This is a genomic window from Deferribacter thermophilus (genome assembly GCF_049472675.1).
Classification (GTDB): Bacteria; Chrysiogenota; Deferribacteres; order Deferribacterales; family Deferribacteraceae; genus Deferribacter; species Deferribacter thermophilus.
Map to the genome: position 1 here is coordinate 37032 of NZ_JAPNXM010000002.1, position 20408 is coordinate 57439.

General features: G+C 31.7%; 21 protein-coding genes. 15 read left to right on the top strand and 6 right to left on the bottom strand.

All coding sequences use genetic code 11. The features are described from left to right. Positions 1–48: 48 nt before the first annotated feature. Positions 49–495, bottom strand: coding sequence for a universal stress protein (locus OWM07_RS02145; protein ID WP_423302030.1), 447 nt, complete (start codon positions 493–495; stop codon positions 49–51). A gap of 32 nt (positions 496–527) precedes the next feature. Next, on the bottom strand, positions 528–2180 hold the full coding sequence (locus OWM07_RS02150; RefSeq protein WP_423302031.1) for a putative manganese-dependent inorganic diphosphatase: 1653 nt from the start codon (positions 2178–2180) through the stop codon (positions 528–530). Positions 2181–2308: 128 nt separating this feature from the next. Between OWM07_RS02150 and OWM07_RS02155 the strand changes: the two genes are divergently transcribed. After that, positions 2309–2653: an anti-sigma factor antagonist gene (locus OWM07_RS02155; RefSeq protein WP_423302032.1), complete on the top strand. Its 345-nt coding sequence runs from the start codon at positions 2309–2311 to the stop codon at positions 2651–2653. Beyond that, positions 2643–3092, top strand: coding sequence for an ATP-binding protein (locus OWM07_RS02160; protein ID WP_423302033.1), 450 nt, complete (start codon positions 2643–2645; stop codon positions 3090–3092). The genes OWM07_RS02155 and OWM07_RS02160 overlap by 11 nt, the downstream gene beginning before the upstream one ends. Here the strand turns inward: OWM07_RS02160 and cysK are convergent. The 4 genes from cysK to argC form a co-directional block, all read right to left on the bottom strand. Next, positions 3089–4036 carry a cysteine synthase A gene (gene cysK / locus OWM07_RS02165; protein WP_423302034.1) on the bottom strand — a complete coding sequence of 316 codons (948 nt, stop codon included), beginning with the start codon at positions 4034–4036 and terminating at the stop codon, positions 3089–3091. The genes OWM07_RS02160 and cysK overlap by 4 nt on opposite strands. Positions 4037–4047: 11 nt before the next feature. Further along, positions 4048–5334: an O-acetylhomoserine aminocarboxypropyltransferase/cysteine synthase family protein gene (locus OWM07_RS02170; protein ID WP_423302035.1), complete on the bottom strand. Its 1287-nt coding sequence runs from the start codon at positions 5332–5334 to the stop codon at positions 4048–4050. A gap of 9 nt (positions 5335–5343) precedes the next feature. Next, positions 5344–5763, bottom strand: a complete 420-nt coding sequence (locus OWM07_RS02175; protein ID WP_423302036.1) for an RrF2 family transcriptional regulator — start codon at positions 5761–5763, stop codon at positions 5344–5346. Positions 5764–5962: 199 nt separating this feature from the next. Beyond that, a complete protein-coding gene (gene argC / locus OWM07_RS02180) occupies positions 5963–6961 on the bottom strand; it encodes an N-acetyl-gamma-glutamyl-phosphate reductase (protein ID WP_423302037.1) in 999 nt (332 codons plus the stop codon). Between the two features lie 112 nt (positions 6962–7073). Between argC and OWM07_RS02185 the strand changes: the two genes are divergently transcribed. From OWM07_RS02185 to OWM07_RS02245, 13 genes are all read left to right on the top strand, one after another. After that, complete coding sequence (locus OWM07_RS02185) at positions 7074–9011, top strand: P-loop NTPase (RefSeq protein ID WP_423302038.1); 1938 nt, start codon at positions 7074–7076, stop codon at positions 9009–9011. Next, complete coding sequence (locus OWM07_RS02190; protein WP_423302039.1) at positions 9001–9249, top strand: DUF167 domain-containing protein; 249 nt, start codon at positions 9001–9003, stop codon at positions 9247–9249. Before OWM07_RS02185 ends, OWM07_RS02190 begins: the two co-directional genes overlap by 11 nt. A 160-nt stretch (positions 9250–9409) precedes the next feature. Continuing rightward, on the top strand, positions 9410–10663 hold the full coding sequence (gene lysA, locus OWM07_RS02195) for a diaminopimelate decarboxylase (RefSeq protein WP_423302040.1): 1254 nt from the start codon (positions 9410–9412) through the stop codon (positions 10661–10663). 10 nt (positions 10664–10673) lie between these two features. Next, positions 10674–11489 carry a diaminopimelate epimerase gene (gene dapF, locus OWM07_RS02200; protein ID WP_423302041.1) on the top strand — a complete coding sequence of 272 codons (816 nt, stop codon included), beginning with the start codon at positions 10674–10676 and terminating at the stop codon, positions 11487–11489. Between the two features lie 13 nt (positions 11490–11502). After that, positions 11503–12384 (top strand): 4-hydroxy-tetrahydrodipicolinate synthase, encoded by an 882-nt coding sequence (dapA, locus tag OWM07_RS02205; RefSeq protein ID WP_423302042.1) that lies wholly within the window; start codon positions 11503–11505, stop codon positions 12382–12384. Between the two features lie 12 nt (positions 12385–12396). Continuing rightward, on the top strand, positions 12397–13203 hold the full coding sequence (gene dapB, locus OWM07_RS02210; protein ID WP_423302043.1) for a 4-hydroxy-tetrahydrodipicolinate reductase: 807 nt from the start codon (positions 12397–12399) through the stop codon (positions 13201–13203). 83 nt (positions 13204–13286) lie between these two features. Further along, positions 13287–14012: a rhomboid family intramembrane serine protease gene (locus OWM07_RS02215; protein ID WP_423302044.1), complete on the top strand. Its 726-nt coding sequence runs from the start codon at positions 13287–13289 to the stop codon at positions 14010–14012. Positions 14013–14021: 9 nt separating this feature from the next. After that, the gene (locus OWM07_RS02220) at positions 14022–14837 is read left to right on the top strand and encodes an SDH family Clp fold serine proteinase (protein ID WP_423302045.1); all 816 of its coding nucleotides are present in this window, start codon (positions 14022–14024) and stop codon (positions 14835–14837) included. 197 nt (positions 14838–15034) lie between these two features. Continuing rightward, positions 15035–15811: a thiazole synthase gene (locus OWM07_RS02225; protein ID WP_423302046.1), complete on the top strand. Its 777-nt coding sequence runs from the start codon at positions 15035–15037 to the stop codon at positions 15809–15811. 4 nt (positions 15812–15815) lie between these two features. Next, entirely contained in the window at positions 15816–16934 is a 1119-nt protein-coding gene (thiH, locus tag OWM07_RS02230) for a 2-iminoacetate synthase ThiH (RefSeq protein WP_423302047.1), read from the top strand. 6 nt (positions 16935–16940) lie between these two features. Further along, the gene (locus OWM07_RS02235; protein WP_423302048.1) at positions 16941–18122 is read left to right on the top strand and encodes a class I SAM-dependent RNA methyltransferase; all 1182 of its coding nucleotides are present in this window, start codon (positions 16941–16943) and stop codon (positions 18120–18122) included. Then, entirely contained in the window at positions 18123–18575 is a 453-nt protein-coding gene (locus OWM07_RS02240; RefSeq protein WP_423302049.1) for a methylated-DNA--[protein]-cysteine S-methyltransferase, read from the top strand. Then, positions 18572–20164: a hypothetical protein gene (locus OWM07_RS02245; protein ID WP_423302050.1), complete on the top strand. Its 1593-nt coding sequence runs from the start codon at positions 18572–18574 to the stop codon at positions 20162–20164. Before OWM07_RS02240 ends, OWM07_RS02245 begins: the two co-directional genes overlap by 4 nt. The last annotated feature ends 244 nt before the right edge of the window (positions 20165–20408 follow it).

Here is a 20408-nt window from a genome sequence, read left to right on the forward strand (position 1 = left end):
TAAAGCAAGCAACGAAGCAATCTCAAGAAGTGAGCTTTAAAACTTTCGTTATTTTCTTGTGACTAACACGCTTATAGGTGCTCTTCTTACAATTTTCTCAGCGGTGCTTCCGTAGAAAAACTTTTTGATGCTGGTTTTACCATGCGAACCGATGACAACAAGGTCATAAATACCCTTTTCTATCTCTAAAAGCCCTTCCACATAGGGGATACCTCTTCTAATTATATAGTCTACTTCCAGTTCATTTAATAAAGGAACACTGTTGTTTAGTGATTTTAGTTGATTATTAATTTCTTCATCCAACTTTTTTCTAATATTTTCAAATTCTTCTTCATTTACATAAAGTTTTAGTTGACTCTCATCGTGAGCAACATGTAGTATTGTTAACTTGCTATTATTTGATTTTGCTAAATTAGCAGAAACTTTTACCGCATATAATGCGTCATCACTAAAATCTGTCATAACTAAGATATGTTTATAAATAGCTTCTTCCATAATTCACCTCCATATTTTATTATAATGCAGATTTATTTAGAACTCAATTCTTCTAAAACTCTTAATATTTCTGGAAGTAATTGTTTTTTTCGGGATAAAATATTTTTTAATAGAAATACAGATTCCTCAATTTGCTGATAGATTAATAAATTTTCAGCAGCTTTGAAGCTACTTGTAACTAATAAGCTATCTCCATTTATAATATCGGTAATCAAAAGCATAGTCCAATCAAGGTTTTTATTGTTTTTGATTTTCAGTAATCCTTCTTTTATTTCGTTTTTTCTCTTTTCAAAACCATCTAAGGTAACAACTTCTATTTGACCTATGCCAAAACTTACCCCAAATTCATTGTAAATTTTGAAATCTGAAAGTATTGCTTTCTCAATATCCATATTGTCAAAACTTGATGTTACACTAAATATCTCTTTCCCATATTCATCTATATTTAATTCTGCCAATTTTGCTAATTTGTGAGCTATTTCTATATCCCTTTTGGTGGTAGTTGGAGATTTTAATACTACAGTATCAGATAGAATACCACTTAAAAGTAGAGAAGCTGTTGTTTTATCAATTGGTTGTGAGTATTGTTCAAATAGCTCATAAACAAGTGAACAAGTACTTCCTAATGGTTTGGCATAAAAGAAGATGGGGGAGGTGGTTTTAATAGTACCAAGTCTATGGTGGTCAATTATTTCGATTATTTCAGCTGTTTCTGCTCCATCTATTGCTTGGTTTAATTCGTTGTGATCCATCAAAATTAATTTGTGTTTGAATTTTTTTATAATATCAGACCTTGTTAAGATACCGGCTAATTTCCCATTTTCATCAACTACAGGCAACCCTCTCCTATTTTCATTTATTAAGATACCTTTTGCTTGATCAAGATACATATCAGGGTTTAAGACTGGAAAGTTTTTACTCATGACATATTTTGCAGGTACACTAAAAATGGTTTTTCTCAATGTTTCTGCAGTATCATGATAGGATATAATTATAGAGCCTTTATAATTTGTTAAATCAATCCCTTTTAATTCATCTTTGTTTTTTAGACCAGTTATTATAATTGCTGGAATTTGTTTTTCTGCTGCGTATTCTATTATATCTACTCTTCTACCAACTATTAAAAGTGTGTTTTTTGGATTTAATCTATCGAACTGTTCTTTGAATCTATCAAAAGGCATTGCACCTACAATGATCTGGGCATAAAACTCTTTATTTTCTCCAATTTTTGTTATTTCACAGTTTAACACTTTTTTAAAATTATCTATACGAAATAGATATGTAGGTCTGACATCTATTTCCTGTTTACCAATATAAAAATCTGTTATTTCTAATATACTAACTATCCCTTTTAATTCTTCATTATCATCAAGTATAGGAGTTAGTCTGATCTTTAATTTGTTAATGTTGTTCATAACATTATAAATTGGGTCGTCTGTGTGGGAAAAAATAACATTTTTTGTCATGCAGTCAGCTACTTTTGGATAGACATCTTTAAGCAAGATTGGTGGATTTACATTGAATTTATTAAAAATATATTTAGTTTGATCGTTCAGATTACCACATCTTGCAGCAATGTAGTTATAGGATTTATCAATCATATTTTTTAACTTTGCATAGCAATAAGCAGAACAGATAGAATCGGTATCTGGATTTTTGTGCCCTATTATATAAATACTTTCCACTTTAACCACCTCGCTTGTTTTATTTTTTATGTTACATTTATAAATTATAAAAAGCAACAGTTGAATACTATTGATAACTTGCTTGAATAATCATAAAATAATGTTATACTTAAATTAAGGGGGTATATATGAATATTGACAAAAAGATTATTGATGGGGTCGTTGTCTTCAAAGTAAAATCCCTAAGAGTAGATGCTTCAGTGGTGGATAATTTAAAAACAGAAGTTTCAAAGGAAATTGTCGAAAGTGCTAAAATAATTTTAGATTTGAACGAAGTGGATTATATGGATAGCACTTCGTTGAGTGTTCTTGTTTTCTTTTATAAAGAAGCAAAACAGAAAGGAGCACAATTTAGAATTGTTACTAATAACGAGAAAATACTTTCTATTTTTATTACAACAGGTTTGATTAGAGCCCTTGAGATAAATAGAGATTTTGATGAAGCCATTAAAGAAATAAAGGATGGTAGCTAAGAAAAAGTTTAAATATCAATTTAACTCTGATATTCGAGCTTTAAATAATCATATTGATGAAATAATTAAAGTCTTAAAAAACTGGGTTTTTGATGAAAAAGAGATTTATTATCTCGAGTTAATTATCGTTGAGTTATTAAACAATGCAATAATTCATGGGAATAATAACGATCCTTTAAAAAAAGTTTTTGTTAATATGGAATTAGTTGATAATATGATAAAAATTGAGGTTATCGATGAGGGGGATATATTTGAGTTAAATATTCCAAATTATGTAAGCCCTCTATCTGATTGTGGAAGGGGGTTATATTTAGTATCTAAGTTAGTGGATAATATAAATATTTTAAAGGATAAAGCGAAAAAAGTAGTTGTTTATAAAAAGATAAAAAAAGGGAAAAGCAGATCAGAGCCTATTTCTCCGACCTGCTTCTGTCTTTAAATTTTAAATAGATCCGTACTTAGATACCTTTCACCTGTATCACAAACTACAAATACAATATTCAAATCTTTACTTTCATCTTTTTGAGCAATTTTGTAAGCTGCAGCGAAATTTGCTCCTGATGAAATTCCTGCCATGATCCCTTCTTCTTTAAATAGTCTTCTTGCAAAATCGATGGCCTCTTCATCTTCAATCTGCATTACTTCATCTATTAGGTTAAGATCAAGGTTTTTAGGGATAAAACCAGCACCTATACCTTGAATTTTGTGAGGTGCAGGAGTGAAATCTTTTTTATCTAGAAAATATGAGATTGCAGGACTTTTGGCAGGTTCTACTGCTACAGATTTTACTTTGTTAAAGGAAACCCTTTTTAAGAATCTGCTGACACCAGAAATAGTCCCTCCCGTACCAACACCTGCTACAAAATAATCAATTTTACCGTTTAAGGCATAATAGATTTCTGGGCCAGTTGTTGCTTCATGGATTTTTGGGTTAGCTGGGTTATCAAATTGTGATGGCATAAAAAATTTATCTGGGTCATTTTTCAGTAATTCATTTGCAGCATCAATTGCTCCTTTCATCCCTTTATCAGCTGGGGTCAGTAAGAGTTCAGCACCATACATCTGCATAATAGCCCTTCTTTCGATACTCATTGATTCTGGCATGGCAAGTTTTACTTTAAAATCAAGCGAAGCACCCATCATAGCAAGAGCGATCCCAGTATTACCGCTTGTTGGTTCAATTATAGTCATCCCTTCTTTGAGTTTTTTATTTCTAAGAGCATCTATAATCATTGCATAACCAATTCTATCTTTCACGGAAAAGGATGGGTTTCTACTTTCTAATTTGGCATAGAGTTTCCCTTTTAAACCTTTATTTATATTTTTTAATTCAACGGTTGGGGTATTCCCTATGGTTTGATAATTTGATTCAAAAAATTTCATAGTTGACTCCTTTAAATTTGCTGTAGAGCCTGGTCAATATCCTCGATAATATCTTTTACATTTTCAAGCCCCACAGAGAGTCTGATGAAATCATCAGTGACACCAGTTGCTAGCCTTTGTTCTGGTGTAAGTTGTTGGTGGGTTGTGCTTGCAGGATGAATAACAAGTGTTCTTGCATCCCCAATATTTGCAAGGTGAGAAATCATTTTAACAGAATCTATAAATTTTTTCCCTGCTTCATATCCACCCTTAACACCAAAACCTATTATAGCGCCAAATCCATTTTTCAAATATTTCTTAGCATTATTATAATCAGGATGACTTTCTAACCCTGGATAGTTTACCCAGCTTACTTTAGGATGTGATTTTAAAAATTTTGCGACTTCTAAAGCGTTTTCACAATGTTTTTTCATTCTCAAAGGTAAAGTTTCTAACCCTTCTATTGTCATAAAAGCATTGAATGGGCTGATACATGCTCCAATATCTCTTAGCAATTGAAGTCTTATCTTAAAGGCAAAAGCAACCCCTTTAATTACTGCATTATCGTGGTTTCCAAATGCATCCCAGTAAACGAGTCCATGGTATGAATCATCAGGATTTGTAAATTCTGGGAAATTTCCGTTTGCCCAGTTGAAATCACCTTTTTCAACAATTGCTCCACCGATACTGGTACCATTTCCCGTCATGAATTTGGTTAGTGAATAAACAACTATATCTGCACCATGTTCAAATGGATTAAAAATGTAAGGAGCTACTGTATTGTCCACTATTAGAGGGGTACCTAATTCGTGAGCGATTTTTGCTATTTCTTCGAAATCGTTTACATTATTTTTTGGGTTTCCTATAGTCTCTAAGTAAAATGCCTTTGTGTTTTTATCAGCTGCCTTTTTAAAATTTTCTGGATCTGAAGAATCCACAAATCTAACTTCTCTTCCAAGCTTTTTCAGTGTGTAATTAAATAAATTATAAGTTCCTCCATAAAGATATGAGCCAGAAACAATGTTATCGCCTAATCCTGTGATGTTTAGAATAGAGTAGGTGATAGCTGCTTGACCTGAAGATACCGCTAAAGCTGCTGTACCACCATGCAAAGCTGCCAATCTATTTTCTAATACCTCTTGAGTTGGGTTCATTAATCTTGTATATATGTATCCAAGCTCTTTTAGTTCAAATAGATTTGCTGCATGTTCCGTGTCTCTAAATACATACGATGTGGTTTGATAAATAGGTACAGCTCTAGCTCCAGTTTTGTCTGGTGTGTAGCCATAGTGTAAAAGTAGACTTTCAATATGTTTCATTCTAACCTCCTAAATTATAAATGTAGTTGAATACTTAATAGTATTTTCACTTATCATATCTTTGATGGTTTTATTTTTTAAAACCTTAATAATTTCATCACTAATCGTCTCAAAAATAGAAAAATTATTGCATGTAGATTCATCCAAAAATTTTGAGCAGTTAAATACATTTAGATCATTTTCTGTTACAGATAGAATATCATAGACAGAAATCTCTTCTGGGAGTTTTGCAAGAGCAAAACCACCTCCACCACCTTTTTTTGAAACGACTATGCCGTTTGTTTTTAATTCAGAAAGGGTTATTTCGAGAAATCTTTTTGGGATGTTATATTTTTTGGCAATAACATCACTTTTTATAAATTCATCTTTATTAAGCGCTAACTCGTAAACTGCGATAATAGCATAAATAGATTTGGATGTTACATTCATATCTCACCTCACATCATAATATATAATAAAAAAATCTCTGTTTGTCAATAAAAATCATGATATAGATGATTTTTTTGGCGGTTAGTAATTAATTTATATCTAAATAATAAATTCAAATATGATTTAACTTACTAGTAATATTAATGAGTCTTTGTGGTTATGATAATGTAATTGATGATAAAAAATACTTTTTATTTAATCACAGTAACGCTGTTGTTTCGTCTAAGTTTAAGATGAGGTTCATATTTTGTACGGCTTGGCCACTCGCCCCTTTAATAAGGTTATCTATGCAAGAAATAATAATAAGTGTGTCTTCCCTTTTAAATAGAGCAATATCTATAAAATTTGTGTGCTGAATATTTTTTATTGAAGGTATTTGTGTGTTAAAGATCCTTACGAATTTTTTGTTTTTATAATAGTCATAGAGACAGCTGTAAAGTTCGTCTAAACTTTTATCCGATTTAGTATAGATTGTTGATTCTATCCCTCTGTTTATAGGTAAAAGATGAGGGGTAAATACAATTTTTGTATTTTTATAAGCCAAGTTTAATATTGATGAAATTTCTGATTCATGTCTATGGGAAAGTATAGAATAAGGCTTAAAGTCTTCGTTAACTTCGCAAAAATGTGTTTTTTCTGTAGGTTTTTTACCTGCTCCACTAACTCCTGATTTGGAATCTGCAATTAGTTCAGGGGATATCAACCCCTCTTTTAGTAGCGGATAAGTGGGAACTATTATGCTTGTTGGATAACATCCGGGATTCCCTACGATTTTTGCATTTTTTATGTTGTTTTCAAATAATTCAGGTATTCCGTATGCAGTAAAATCTAACAGTTCTGGATACTTATGTTTTATTTTGTAAGTTTTTTCATAAAGAGAAATGTCTTGATATCTAAAATCAGCACTTAAGTCTATACAGATTTTCCCTTTATCAAAGAAAAATTTTACTGCATCCATTGATGCTGCATGGGGTAGGCATAAAAAAATAATATCGCTTTTTGATGCTATTAAGTCAAAATCGTTTGGTTCAATTATTTTATCAAATATTTGTGCAAGTTTTGGATAAATATCAGAATATTTTTTACCAGAATATGTATCACTACTTACGACACTTATTTCCACATTTGGGTGTTTACATAAGATTTTTATTAGCTCAAAACCGGTATATCCAGTTGCACCTACTATCCCTACTTTCATTTTTGCCTCCACTATGAGACTAATTTTATATTTTTTTTGTATTTATTTAAAGAGTAAATTTTAAAAACTAATTATAATTTGAAAAATTATAATTGTGTGTTAAAATATAAGCATGAAAACAAAGATAATCACTGTCACAAGTGGAAAAGGTGGTGTTGGTAAAAGTAATTTTTCATTAAATCTTGCTATTGCAATTAGTAAGTTTGGAAAAAGTGTTGCTTTATTAGATGCAGATTTAGCTTTAGGGAATGCTGATTTATTGATTGGGAAAAAGCCTGAAAAAACAATTGAGGATATTGTTTTTAAAGGGGTAAGTATTGATGATATTTTGTTAGTGGATAAACATTATCCAAATTTTGCTTTGATACCTGCTGGTAGTGGGATTTTTGAACTAACTAAATTAACAGCAAAAGATAGTAAAAGGCTTTTAAATGAAATAAAAAAGATTAAAGATAGATTTGATTATCTTATCATTGATACTGGTGCTGGGATTTCTAAAGAGATACTATCTTTTGTAAAACTGGCAGATGAAGTTGTTATAGTTATATTGCCTGAAGTAACTTCTATTAAAGATAGTTATTCGGTATTAAAGGTATTAAAAGAGAAAAATGTCGTTAGGGATTTTAAGATTTTGATTAACAGAGCAAAATCTAAGGCTCAGGTTTATGGTGTTTTTGAGAAATTTAGGGATACGATAAAGAAATTTTTACAGCTTGATGTTTCTTTGTTAGGTTTTTTGCCAGAAGATGAAAACTTTACGGAATCTGTTAATAGACAAATCCCTATAATAAATCTTTACCCAAATTCCCCTACTTCAAAATTATTTAAACAGTATGCTGAAGGTTTTGTTAATAATACAAAATTAAGTGGAATAGAGATTGATAAGCTTTTTGAGGATTTATTGATTACTAATCAACCTACAGATAAAGATATTGATGATGGGATGCATAAATATGAAGTTAATGACAATAATTCTGAAAATATAGTTAATTATCTTGATTTTTACACAGCTGAAAGTGAACATAAGATAGGGCAAATTATTAGTCAGTTAAATGAATTAAATAAAATAGTTAAAATTCTTAAAAGAAAAGTTAATGCGGAAACAGTTACAAACAGTTATTTTGATAATTTTTATATTGGAAAGGAGATTATTTTTGTTGAAAACAATATAAAACACTTTATTTCTAAAATAGTTGGCTTTGAATATGGTAAATATATTATATGCACCACAAATAAAGACATTGATAAATTATTTGAAATATATGATTTTGTTACTGCAAGGTATAGTTATGAAGATTTTATTATAGAATTTAAAGCTAAATTGTACGGTGAATTAGAGTCTACAAATTTGATACTTATTACATACCCAAAAGATTATTTAATTACTAAACTTAGAGATTCAAAACGAATTAGTGTCCATATCCCATGTAAAATTATGTATAAAAATATCAAGCCATTAAATGGTATGATTCTCGATCTTAGTTTGAATGGAGCGTTAATAAGCACAAATTACCCTTGTGATGTTGGTGATATGTTGCAGTTAAGTTTTGTACTGCCGAATGGTAAAGAGATAAAAGGTGTAAATGCTATTATTAGGAATATAAGGGAAAAAAATAGATATGGGGTATCTTTTGAAGGGCTAAAAGGCTTGAATAAAAAGAGGCTGGATCAATTTATAGAAGCTTATAAAAAGCTGTTTTCAAGTCAATTTTCTGATGGTTTTAGAGACAAAATTAGTGGGGATTTGACCGATTTTTCATTTTTTGATTTGATACAATTAGCTTCAAGTTCGGCAAAAGATTATCTTATAGAAATTTATTCTGATAATATTGAAGGGAAATTGTATATTAAAGGTGGTGAGGTTATTCACTCAGTTTGTGGGGATAAGATAGGTTTAGATGCTTTTTATGAATTATCATTAGTAAAAAGTGGTGAATTTTACATGAGTGAATTTGTTGAAGATGTTGAAAGAACTATAAATGAAAAGACTGATGTATTATTATTAAATGCAGCTTATTATAATGATTCTGGGGAAAAAAATGGGGGGTAAAGTTACATTTTATATCCAACCAGGTGCAAAAAAAACTGAAGTGGCTGGAGAGTTTAATGGTATGAGAAAGATAAAAGTTGCTTCTCCACCCGTTGATGGTTCTGCTAATAAAGAGCTGATTAACTTTTTGGCAAAAAAACTAAATATTTCAAAATCATCTATAAAAATCATTGGTGGTGAAAAAAGTAGGGTAAAAACATTAGAGTTTTTAGAAGATGTTGATATGTCCAAATTGTAGATTATAAAACTGTTTTTTATATTCTCAAAATTTCAGGTTGTTTCTGTATATTTTAATAAACATATCAAAATTGGATTTTTATTAGCTTTATTGTGGCTTTGTCTTTGACAAAAATAATTATTAATGTTAAATGATATGAAAAAAAATAAAGGGGTATTGTATGCATCACTTTCACTACAAAGATGGGGAAATGTTTTGTGAGGAAGTCCCTCTAAAAAAGATTGCAGCAGAGGTTGGGACACCTTTTTATGTTTATAGTGCTGCTACACTGAAAAGACATTTCGAGGTTTTTGACGCAAGTTTTGAAGAGGTACCGCATATTATCTGTTTTGCTGTAAAAGCAAATTCTAATCTTGCTGTATTAAATTTGCTTGGAAAACTTGGTTGTGGTGCTGATATCGTTTCAGGTGGAGAGTTATATAGGGCACTTAAAGCGGGTATTGATCCTAAAAAGATTGTTTATGCTGGGGTTGGAAAAACTGAAGAAGAAATAGAATTTGCTTTAAAATCCGATATTTTAATGTTTAATATTGAGTCTTTCCAAGAGCTTGAAAAAATAAATGAGATAGCTGGTAGATTAAATAAAAAAGCTAGGATAGCTTTAAGGGTTAATCCAAATGTTGATCCTAAAACACATCCTTATATTTCAACAGGTTTGAAAAAGAATAAGTTTGGTATCCCAATAGAAAATGCTTATCAGGAGTATGAATACGCAGCTTCCCTTGATAATATTGAAGTAGTGGGAGCTCACTGTCATATTGGTTCTCAATTGACAGATGTTTCACCTTTTGTTGATGCTACTAAAATTATGGTTGAAATGGTAAAAAATCTTAAAGCGAAAGGTATAAATATAAAATATTTAGACTTGGGAGGAGGGCTTGGCATTAAGTATAACGAAGAGATGCCACCTTCACCAAAAGAGTATGCTGATAAAATAATTGAAGTGATTAAAGGATTGGATGTTACATTGGTGTTTGAGCCTGGAAGGGTTATAGCTGGTAATGCTGGTGTCCTTGTTACAAAAGTGCTTTATACAAAAGAAACTGAGTTAAAACATTTCAAAATTGTTGATGCAGCCATGAATGATCTAATGAGGCCTACTTTGTATGGTTCTTTCCATGATGTAAAGCCAGTCAAAGAGTGCAATTATAAAACTGTTTATGGTGATATTGTAGGTCCTATTTGTGAAACTGGTGATTTCCTTGCAAAGGATAGAAATATCCCTGATTTTCAACAAGGGGACTTGATAGCAGTTATGAGTGCAGGTGCTTACGGCTTCACTATGAGTTCTAACTATAACTCTAGACCAAGAGTGCCTGAAATATTGGTAAATAAAGATAAATATTATATTGTTAGAAGAAGAGAAACCTATGATGATTTGATAGGTCCAGAATCTATATCAGAGGATTTATGAGGGGTTGTTTATGAATATACAATTTTATAAAATGACTGGTAGCGGTAATGATTTTATAATTATAGATAACCGTGATGGTAAAATGAATGGTATCAACTTAAAAGAGTTTATCCCAAAAATTTGTGCAAGATGTGTATCTGTTGGTGCTGATGGGCTTATTTTGATAGAAAATTCTGATAAAGTTGATTTTAAATGGCAATTTTTTAATGCTGATGGTTCTTCTGCTGAGATGTGTGGAAACGGTTCAAGGTGTGCTGCAAGATTTGCTTATTTAAATGGAATAGCTGGTAAAAAGATGAAGTTTGAAACAATAGCAGGTATTATAGAAGCTGAAATAATGGATGATTTTAATGTTAAAGTTCAGTTAACTGAGCCATTTGATGAGAAGATAGATTACGAAATTGATGTTTTGGGGGAGAGATTAACAGTTTCCAGTATAAATACGGGTGTACCTCATGTTGTTGTTGAGGTTAAAGATGATATTTACAGTTTTGATGTAGTAAAATACGGTAGAGAAATTCGATTTCATGAGGTTTATAAGCCAGCTGGGACAAATGTAAATTTTTTCAAAAAGATAGGCGATAATAAGCTAAAAGTTCGCACCTATGAGCGTGGTGTAGAAAATGAAACCATGGCTTGTGGGACAGGCTCTGTGGCAACTTCTATAATTGCAGTAAAGAAAGGGATTGTTAACTCCCCTGTAGAAATTGAAACAAGTAGCGGTTTGATTTTAAAAGTCTATTTAGAAGATGGAAAAGTATTTTTAGAAGGGGAAGCAAGGGTTGTATATACAGGTAATTTAAATAAAGAAGCTTTAGAGTATTAAAGAGGAGGATGTCATGTTTAAAGGGAGTATTGTAGCTATAGTTACACCTATGAAAGATGGTAAGGTGGATGAAGCTAAACTTAGAGAGTTGGTAGAGTTTCAAATTGAAAAAGGGACTGATGGGATAGTTCCTTGTGGAACGACTGGCGAATCTGCAACTCTGACTTATGAAGAGCATTGTCAGGTTATCGATATAGTAATTGACCAGGTTAAGGGTAGGGTGCCTGTTATTGCTGGCACTGGTTCAAACAGCACCCATGAAACAATATTTTTGACAAAACATGCAAAAGAAGCAGGTGCGGATGCTGCTTTAGTTATTACACCTTATTATAACAAACCTACTCAAAAAGGGCTTTATGAGCATTTTAAAGCTGTTGCTGAAGCTGTTGATATACCAATCATTTTGTATAATGTTCCAGGTAGAACTGCTGTAAATATGTTGCCTGAAACTGTAATTGAGCTTTCAAAAATTAAAAACATTGTTGGTGTAAAAGAGGCGAGCGGTTCTCTCGATCAAGCTGCTGAGATTATTGCTGGGACAGATGATAGTTTTGCATTATTAAGTGGTGAGGATTCATTGACTTACCCTCTTTTATGCCTTGGTGCTAAAGGGGTAATATCTGTTGCCACAAATATCGTTCCAGAACTTATGGCTGAGCTCGTAGATAGCTTTTTTGCTGGCGATATAAATAAAGCTAAAGAACTGCATTATAAACTTTTCCCACTTTTTAAAGCTATATTCTTTGAAACTAATCCAATACCTGTAAAAAAGGCACTATATTTGATGGGGTTGATAGAGGATGAGATAAGATTACCACTTGTTCCAATGACTGAAGCAAATACTGAAAGACTTAGAAAAGTATTACTTGATTTGGGACTTAGTTTAAAAAATTGATGAGGTAATTTTATGAGTAAAACAGCTATTTGTATGGTTGGTGCTGCAGGTAAAATGGGTAAAAGAATTATAGCTCTTGGTTTAGACAATAGTGAGATAGAGATTGGTGGTGCAGTTGAATCAAAAGAATCCCCTTTTTTAGGTAAAGATATTGGAGAGGTTATTGGTGTAGGTAATCTTGGAGTAAAGATAACTGAAAATATTGTTGAAGCTGCAAAAGATTCTGATGTTTTGATAGATTTTACATTTAAAACAGCTACATTATCAAACCTTGAGGCTTATTTAGAAGCAGGTAAACCTGTAGTAATTGGAACAACAGGTTTTGAAGATAGCGAAGTTGAAGAGATCAAAAAATTGTCAGAAAAAATACCAGTTTTGTTGGCTCCAAATATGAGTCTTGGGGTTAATCTGACTTTCAAAGTGCTTGAGATGGTAGCTAAGGCTATTGGTAATATTTATGATATAGAGATTATAGAGGCTCATCACAGGATGAAAAAGGATGCTCCAAGTGGTACTGCCATGAAGATGGCAGAAGTTGTAGCAAAGGCTACGGGTAGGAGCTTAGATAGCGATGCAGTTTACTGCAGAAGAGGGTTGATTGGGGAAAGAACAGATAAAGAGATAGGGATTCAGACTATTAGAGCAGGTGACATTGTTGGTGAGCACACTGTAATGTTTTGTGGCAATGGTGAAAGAATAGAAATTACTCATAAGGCTCATACAAGAGATACCTTTGCAAAAGGGGCACTTTCTGCAGCAAAATGGATAAAGGATAAGCCAGCTGGTTTCTATTCAATGTTTGATGTTTTAAATCTATAAAATTTTCTAAAGGCACTGCTTATATGCGGTGCCGTATCTTATTTTTATTGAAAATTATTTTTCTTTATTTATAATATTAACATATGTTACCGATAAAAGATATTATACCGCGTAGAGAAACACCTTTTGTTAATTATGCTTTGATTTTTATAAATGTTATTGTGTTTCTATATGAGGTTTCTTTGCCACCAGATTTATTAAATCGGTTCTTTTACATATTTGGTTTAGTGCCTGCAAGATACACTCATCCTGAGTGGGCTTATTTTGCTGGTTTACATGTGGATAATTATTGGCCATTTTTTACCAATATGTTTCTTCATGGCAGCTGGTTTCACCTAATTAGCAATATGTGGACGCTTTATATTTTTGGTGATAATGTTGAGGATAGATTAGGTCATTTCAGATATCTTATTTTTTATTTATTGTCAGGTATTGCTGCAAGTATTACACATTTTGTGTTTAATGCAGATTCTGTGGTTCCTGCAGTGGGTGCATCTGGAGCTATAGCTGGTGTAATGGGTGCGTATTTTGTGATGTTCCCATTTTCAAGGATAATAACACTTGTCCCATTATTTTTTATTCCACTTTTTTTTGAAATACCAGCTGTGGTGTTTTTGGGGTTTTGGTTTTTCTCGCAAGTAATTTCAGGCACATTTACTTTGGTAGCAAATCAAAATGCCACAGGTATTGCCTGGTGGGCGCATATTGGTGGCTTTGTTTTTGGAATAATTTTTCATAGATTTTTTAAAAGAAAATCAGATTATAGAGAATACTACCCAGATGAAATTTTATATCGATATTTTAGGTAGGGGTGATATATGACTTTTAATGAGCTGTTTTGGCTCTTTTTTATGATTGCTGCAATGCAGCCAGTTATAAAACAGAGAATGATAGAAGCTGCAAGGCAGAAATTGATTGCAAAAATTGAGAAAAAAAGAGGTTCAAGAGTAATTTTGCTTGTCCACAGGCAGGAGACTATGAGTTTTTTGGGTTTTCCTGTTTATAAATTTATAAATGTTGATGACTCTGAAGAAGTTTTAAGGGCGATTCAGATGACAGATAAAGATGTGCCTATTGATTTGATTTTACATACACCTGGTGGCTTGGTTTTGGCATCTTTGCAGATTGCAAGAGCTCTCAAAAAACATAAAGGGAAAGTAACAGTTTTTGTCCCACATTACGCAATGAGTGGTGGAACATTAATCTCTTTGGCTGCTGATGAGATAGTTATGAGTGAAAACGCAGTACTTGGACCAGTCGATCCACAATTAGGTGAGTATCCCGCAGCATCTATTTTAAAACTATTGGAGCAAAAGGATATTAATAAAATCGATGATAAAACCCTAATATTGGCAGATGTTGCAAAAAAGGCAGTTTCCCAGCTTGAGAATGCTGTTTATGAATTGTTAGCTGATAAATATGGTGATGAAAAGGCTAAAGAACTTGCATATTTACTTTCAACAGGCACTTGGACTCACGATTACCCTATAACATTTGAAGAGGCTAAAAAGCTTGGTTTAAATGTTTCTTCAGATATTCCAGAAGAGATAATGCAGCTTATGACTTTATATCCTCAGCCTGTGAAAAAAGCGCCAAGTGTTGAGTATCTACCCATACCAAAACATAAAAATTAGAAATAAAGTTTTTTTCAAAGCGACTTAATCATTTTTTCTAATTATATTGATTGAAATTAGGAGTAAAAGAGGTATAATATCATAAAAAATAGAGGATAATGTGTGAAAGAATCAGTTCCGTTTTAGATGTAAAAAGATAATAAAATAGGTAGATTAATAATTAATAAGCAATAAGTAATTATTTAGTGGGAGAAAAGATGTTTAAAAATGAAATTCTGATAGCTGGCAGAAAATTTAAAAGCAGGTTGTTTATAGGTACTGGTAAATTTCCAAATAGCCAGGTGATGAAAGAAGCTTTAGAGGCTTCTGGTGCAGAGATTGTAACCGTTGCTTTAAGAAGGGTGGATATAGAAAACCCTTCAGATGATATCCTTTCACATATTGATAGAGAAAAGTATTTATTACTTCCTAATACATCTGGGGCAAGAGATGCTTTAGAAGCTGTTAGGCTTGCTAAAATAGCAAGAGCAGCAGGTTGTGAGCCATGGGTAAAACTCGAGGTAACACCTGACCCTTATTATCTTTTACCAGATCCTATAGAAACATTTAAAGCTGCTGAGATTCTTGTAAAGGAAGGTTTTAATGTAATGCCTTATATTAATGCAGATCCAGTGCTTGCAAAGAGATTGGAAGAAATAGGTTGTGTTACGGTTATGCCTCTTGGTGCGCCTATTGGAACAAATAAAGGGATTAAAACTGAAGAAAATTTAAAGATAATTATAGAGCAGAGTTCTGTACCTGTGGTAGTGGATGCTGGGCTTGGAGCGCCAAGTCATGCTGCTTTGGCTATTGAACTTGGAGCTGATGCAGTTTTGGTAAATACAGCCATTGCTACAGCAAAGGATCCTGTGAAAATGGCTATTTCTTTCAAATTGGCTGTTGAAGCTGCATGTATGGCTAGAGATGCTGGTATGCCGCCTGTTAGAGAAAAAGCTGAAGCTTCTAGCCCTTTGACAGGTTTTTTAAGAGGTTAAATAAATGAGTTTTTATGATATATACAAAGAATACAGCTGGGAAGAGATAAAGGATTTTATTTATACTCGTAGAGAAAATGATGTTATTGATATATTATTTAAGGAAAATTTGTCAGTAGAGGATTTTGCTACCCTTTTATCACCTGCTGCAGAAAAGTTTTTAGAGGATATGGCTCAAAAAGCTCATAAAATTACTGTGATGCGATTTGGTAAAACGATTAAACTCTATGCTCCTCTTTATCTTTCAAATGTGTGTCAAAATGCTTGTACTTACTGTGGTTTTAATGTTTTTCACAAAATACCAAGAATCACCTTAAAGAAAGATGAAATAGAAAGGGAAGCAAAAGCAGTAGCTGATACTGGGATAAAACACATTTTATTGTTGACTGGAGAAGCTCCAAATGTAGCAACTCTTGAGTATCTAAAAGGTGCTGTTTCAATTTGTAATAAATATTTTTCATCAATAGGGATAGAGATTTATCCATTGGATATAAATGGTTATAAAGAGCTGATAGATGTAGGGGTGGATTATCTTACAATTTATCAAGAAACATATAACAGAGAAACTTATGATAAAATACATCCAAAAGGGAAAAAGAAAGATTTCTTATGGAGGCTTGAAACGCCTGAAAGAGGTGCCATAGCTGGGATGAGGACAGTTGGGATTGGAGCTTTGATGGGGTTAGAGGATTTTAGAGTGGATGAATTTTTTGTTGGTCTTCATGCTAAGTATTTGATGAAGAAATATTGGAAAACGCATATTACAGTTTCTTTTCCTAGAATGAGGAAGGCTCCAGGTGTAAAAACACCCTTTGTAGAGATTAGCGATAAAAATCTTGTGCAGTCGATGCTTGCGATGAGGTTATTCTTGCACGATGTGGGAATTGTAATTTCAACAAGAGAGCCTGCAAATTTGAGGGATAATTTAATTCCTCTTGGTGTTACCCAAATGAGTGCAGGTTCTAAAACAGAGCCTGGTGGATATACACTAAAAGAAGATGAAAATGCTGAACAGTTTCACATTGAGGATAATAGAACGGTAGATGAAATTATAAATGTCATTAGATCTAAAGGGTATGACCCAGTTTTGAAGGATTGGGATAGAGCTTTTGTGATTTCATGATTTTCGATGATTTATAAAAATGTTGAAATTACAGATACCGCTTATGGTGGCTATGGCGTTGCAAAGGTTGATGGCGGTTTTACAGTTTTTATCCCTCAAACAGTTGAGGGGGATGTAGTAGACTTTGAAATATTTGAAAAAAAGAAAACCCATTCTTTCGCTAAACTGATCAAAATTCATAAACCTTCAAAATTAAGAAGAGAGTTTCCTTGTAAATTTTTTAATGAATGTGGCGGATGTCAATTTGGTCATATCGATTATGATTACCAAATCGAAATAAAAAAGAGATTAATTAATAACTTTTTTAGGAAGGTAGAAGGGTTTAAAATTGATGGTGTAATTACTTCTCCAGAGTTTAGATACAGGTTTAGAGCTACTTTTAGACTAAAAAATGGTAAATTTGGTTTTTTAGGTTTTAAAAGTAATAAATTTACCCCTATTACCGACTGTCTTATTTGCAAAGAAACAGTTGTAGAGAAGATATCAAAAATCGCAAATAAATACCAAGAAAGTGAGATTAATAAGTGTTATATTATTGAAAATGAAGAAAGTGAGGCTTTATTAAATACTGATAGTGAATTAGAAAATCTCGAGAATTTTAAAAACATAGTAGGATTAAAAGCTAAAAATAAAATTTTAGGGGATAGTTTACTAAAAATAGATGTGGGTGATTTTTATTATTATGTAGGATTTGATTCTTTTAGTCAGTCAAATAGATTTTTGTTGAGAGAGTTTGCTGAGGTAGTTGTTAATTTTGTAGATGAAAATGATAAAGTTTTAGAGTTATATGCTGGAAGTGGCTTTTTTACTCATAAAGTTGCTAAAAAAGCAAAAGCTGTATTGGCCATTGAAGAGAATAGAGAAGCTATCGGTTTGTTGAAAAAGTTGAATATTGAAAATGTTGATATAATTGGCAGTAAAGCAGAAAATATAAAAAAGATGGATATTAATACATATAATACACTGTTGGTTGATCCACCAAGAACTGGACTTTCAAAACCTGTAATTGATGCTATTTCAAACAGATTTGAAAAAATAATATATGTATCCTGCAATCCTTCCACAATGGCTAGAGACATTTTAAGGCTTTCTGATAATTACGATCTGAAAAAGTATCTGTTTATAGATATGTTTCCAAATACTTATCATATTGAAAGTATAGCTTTATTAGAAAGAAAAGAGGGGTAAATGAGTATTATAAGAATTACAGATTTTTTTAGTGCAGAAGTTAGTTTTGATAAAATGGTAGGGAAAATAAAAAAGGTTAAAATATTATTTGGTGATTATGATAATTATGAAACAGAAAAACTGCCTGCTGATATTGTGAGATATTTTAAAAAGTACCCTTTTGAAAATATTGATGTTTTTTGTTTGGTTGTAACGGAAAAAATTAATTCAACTTTTTTAAAGATTTATAAAAATCTTTTAGATGTGAGTTATGGTAAGACGATTACTTATGGAGAACTTGCCGAAAAATCTGGGATAAAAAATGGGGCAAGAGTTGTGGGTAGTGCGATGGCAAAAAATAATTACCCTTTGATTATCCCTTGTCACAGAGTGGTGGCTAAAAATGGTTTAGGTGGTTTTTATTATGGCTTAGATAACAAACATAAACTTATTGAGTGGGAAAAATCTTTATGAAATTGTGGGATATTAAAGATTATAAAGATTTAAAAGCTGATGGTTTTGAAAAAAGCTTTAATTATTTTAAAAATCTCATTGAATCTTTGTTTAAGCTTCAGATGAATCCAGCGATGGCAAAATCGATAGCAAAAAGCTTGAAGATTTTAGCAAAGCTTTTTTGGAAAAAGCTTAGTGATGAATATAAATATTTTTTGGAAAAATATGCAGTTATAAATGGTATATCAAGAACTGAATTGTTATATACCATCATGTTTCCAGATATTTTGTCATTTTTTATGGTGAAAGCTGGGAAGATGAAATTTAGGAATATCCCTGATATATTTTTGGGGTGTACTACATCATTATTAAAAAGTGATGAAAATTCAACAATGCACTGCAGAAATTTGGATTATTTTGGAGGTTCTTTTTGGACATCACAACATACTATTATGACTTATAGATTAGCTAATGTTGTTCCAAGTGTGAATATTACGACGTGGGGGTTGCCTGTAATAGGTATTACTGCAGTGAATGAGGCAGGTATTTCTCAATCTGTTCATATGCTTTTTACTCAGGATGTGAGTCTGAAGGGAAGTTTTATTATGGATCTCTCATATCAGGTAATAACTAAGGCAGAATGTATTGAGGATGTGAAAAAGATTTTAAAAAACAAAAGGACTGTTTCTGGTTGGACAATAATTAACTACAGTCATAGAGAAAATAAAGGGGTTATTTCTGAAATTAGTGCAAAAGATATTGACTTTATTGAAATAGATAAGCCTGTGTTTCATTATAACAATTTTTACATTTCTGAAAAATTGAAAAAATCAGAATTTTACCCTTCTTACATCTGGATTCAGAATAACCATTATAGAAATAAAAGACTTTATGAATTAACAGGAAATAGAGATTTTTTTAATGAAAATGATGCGGTAAAATTGATTTCTGATAATAATGATTATTATTTGAAAGATAATGATATATTTGGGCATACTGTGGCAAACAGCTTTACAGTTTCCTCTGCAGTGATCGATTTTAATAAGGATTATATTTTGGTTGGTGATAATCCACCACCTGCTTCTATTGGTGTGTTTAAAAAATATAATTTGACCGATTTGTTTAAAGGTAAATTAGAAGAGTTAGATAATATTGAAACAAATCATGATGAAGAAACTTATAAGATTTATGAACTTGTTACAAAGGTTATGGATAATTTATATTCAGGGAAAGGGTATTATTCCAGTTTGGCACTTATCAATAAATCCGATTTAGAGATTGATAGTAGTTACTTTTTACAATTATTAAAATCGGTTTTACTGATAAAAGTTGAAGATTATATTGGAGCGAAGAAAATTTTAAAAAGAATTATAGAATCAAATAAACTTGATACTTATAGAAATGGAAATGTGAAACTTTTATTGGGTATGATTTATGATGTAATTGGGGAAAGGGAAAAGGCGATAAAAATTTATAAAGAGATTTTAGCACAAAACAGTTTTTTTGACCTATTAGATTATGCTTGGAAATTTTATAATAAGAGATGCTGTAAAAGTAAGCTGCAAAAGATTGTTCCAAACTTTTTCCTCTCTTTTTATTTGTTGGTTTAGTGAAGCTAAAATTTAAGGATATTATAAAAAAGTTATAAAATTAGGGTAAAAATTATTTTTTTAAATGTAATGAATATATAAAAGCTTTAATACCAAGAAGTTAGATTTACTACTAAACTAAATGCTTTTATTTATTAGTTATTGTTAATATTTTTATTGACAAATGAAAATTAATTATTATTGTACACCCATCAAGTATGGACATCCTCCCATAGTAATAGATAACTCCCCCACAAAAAGGGAC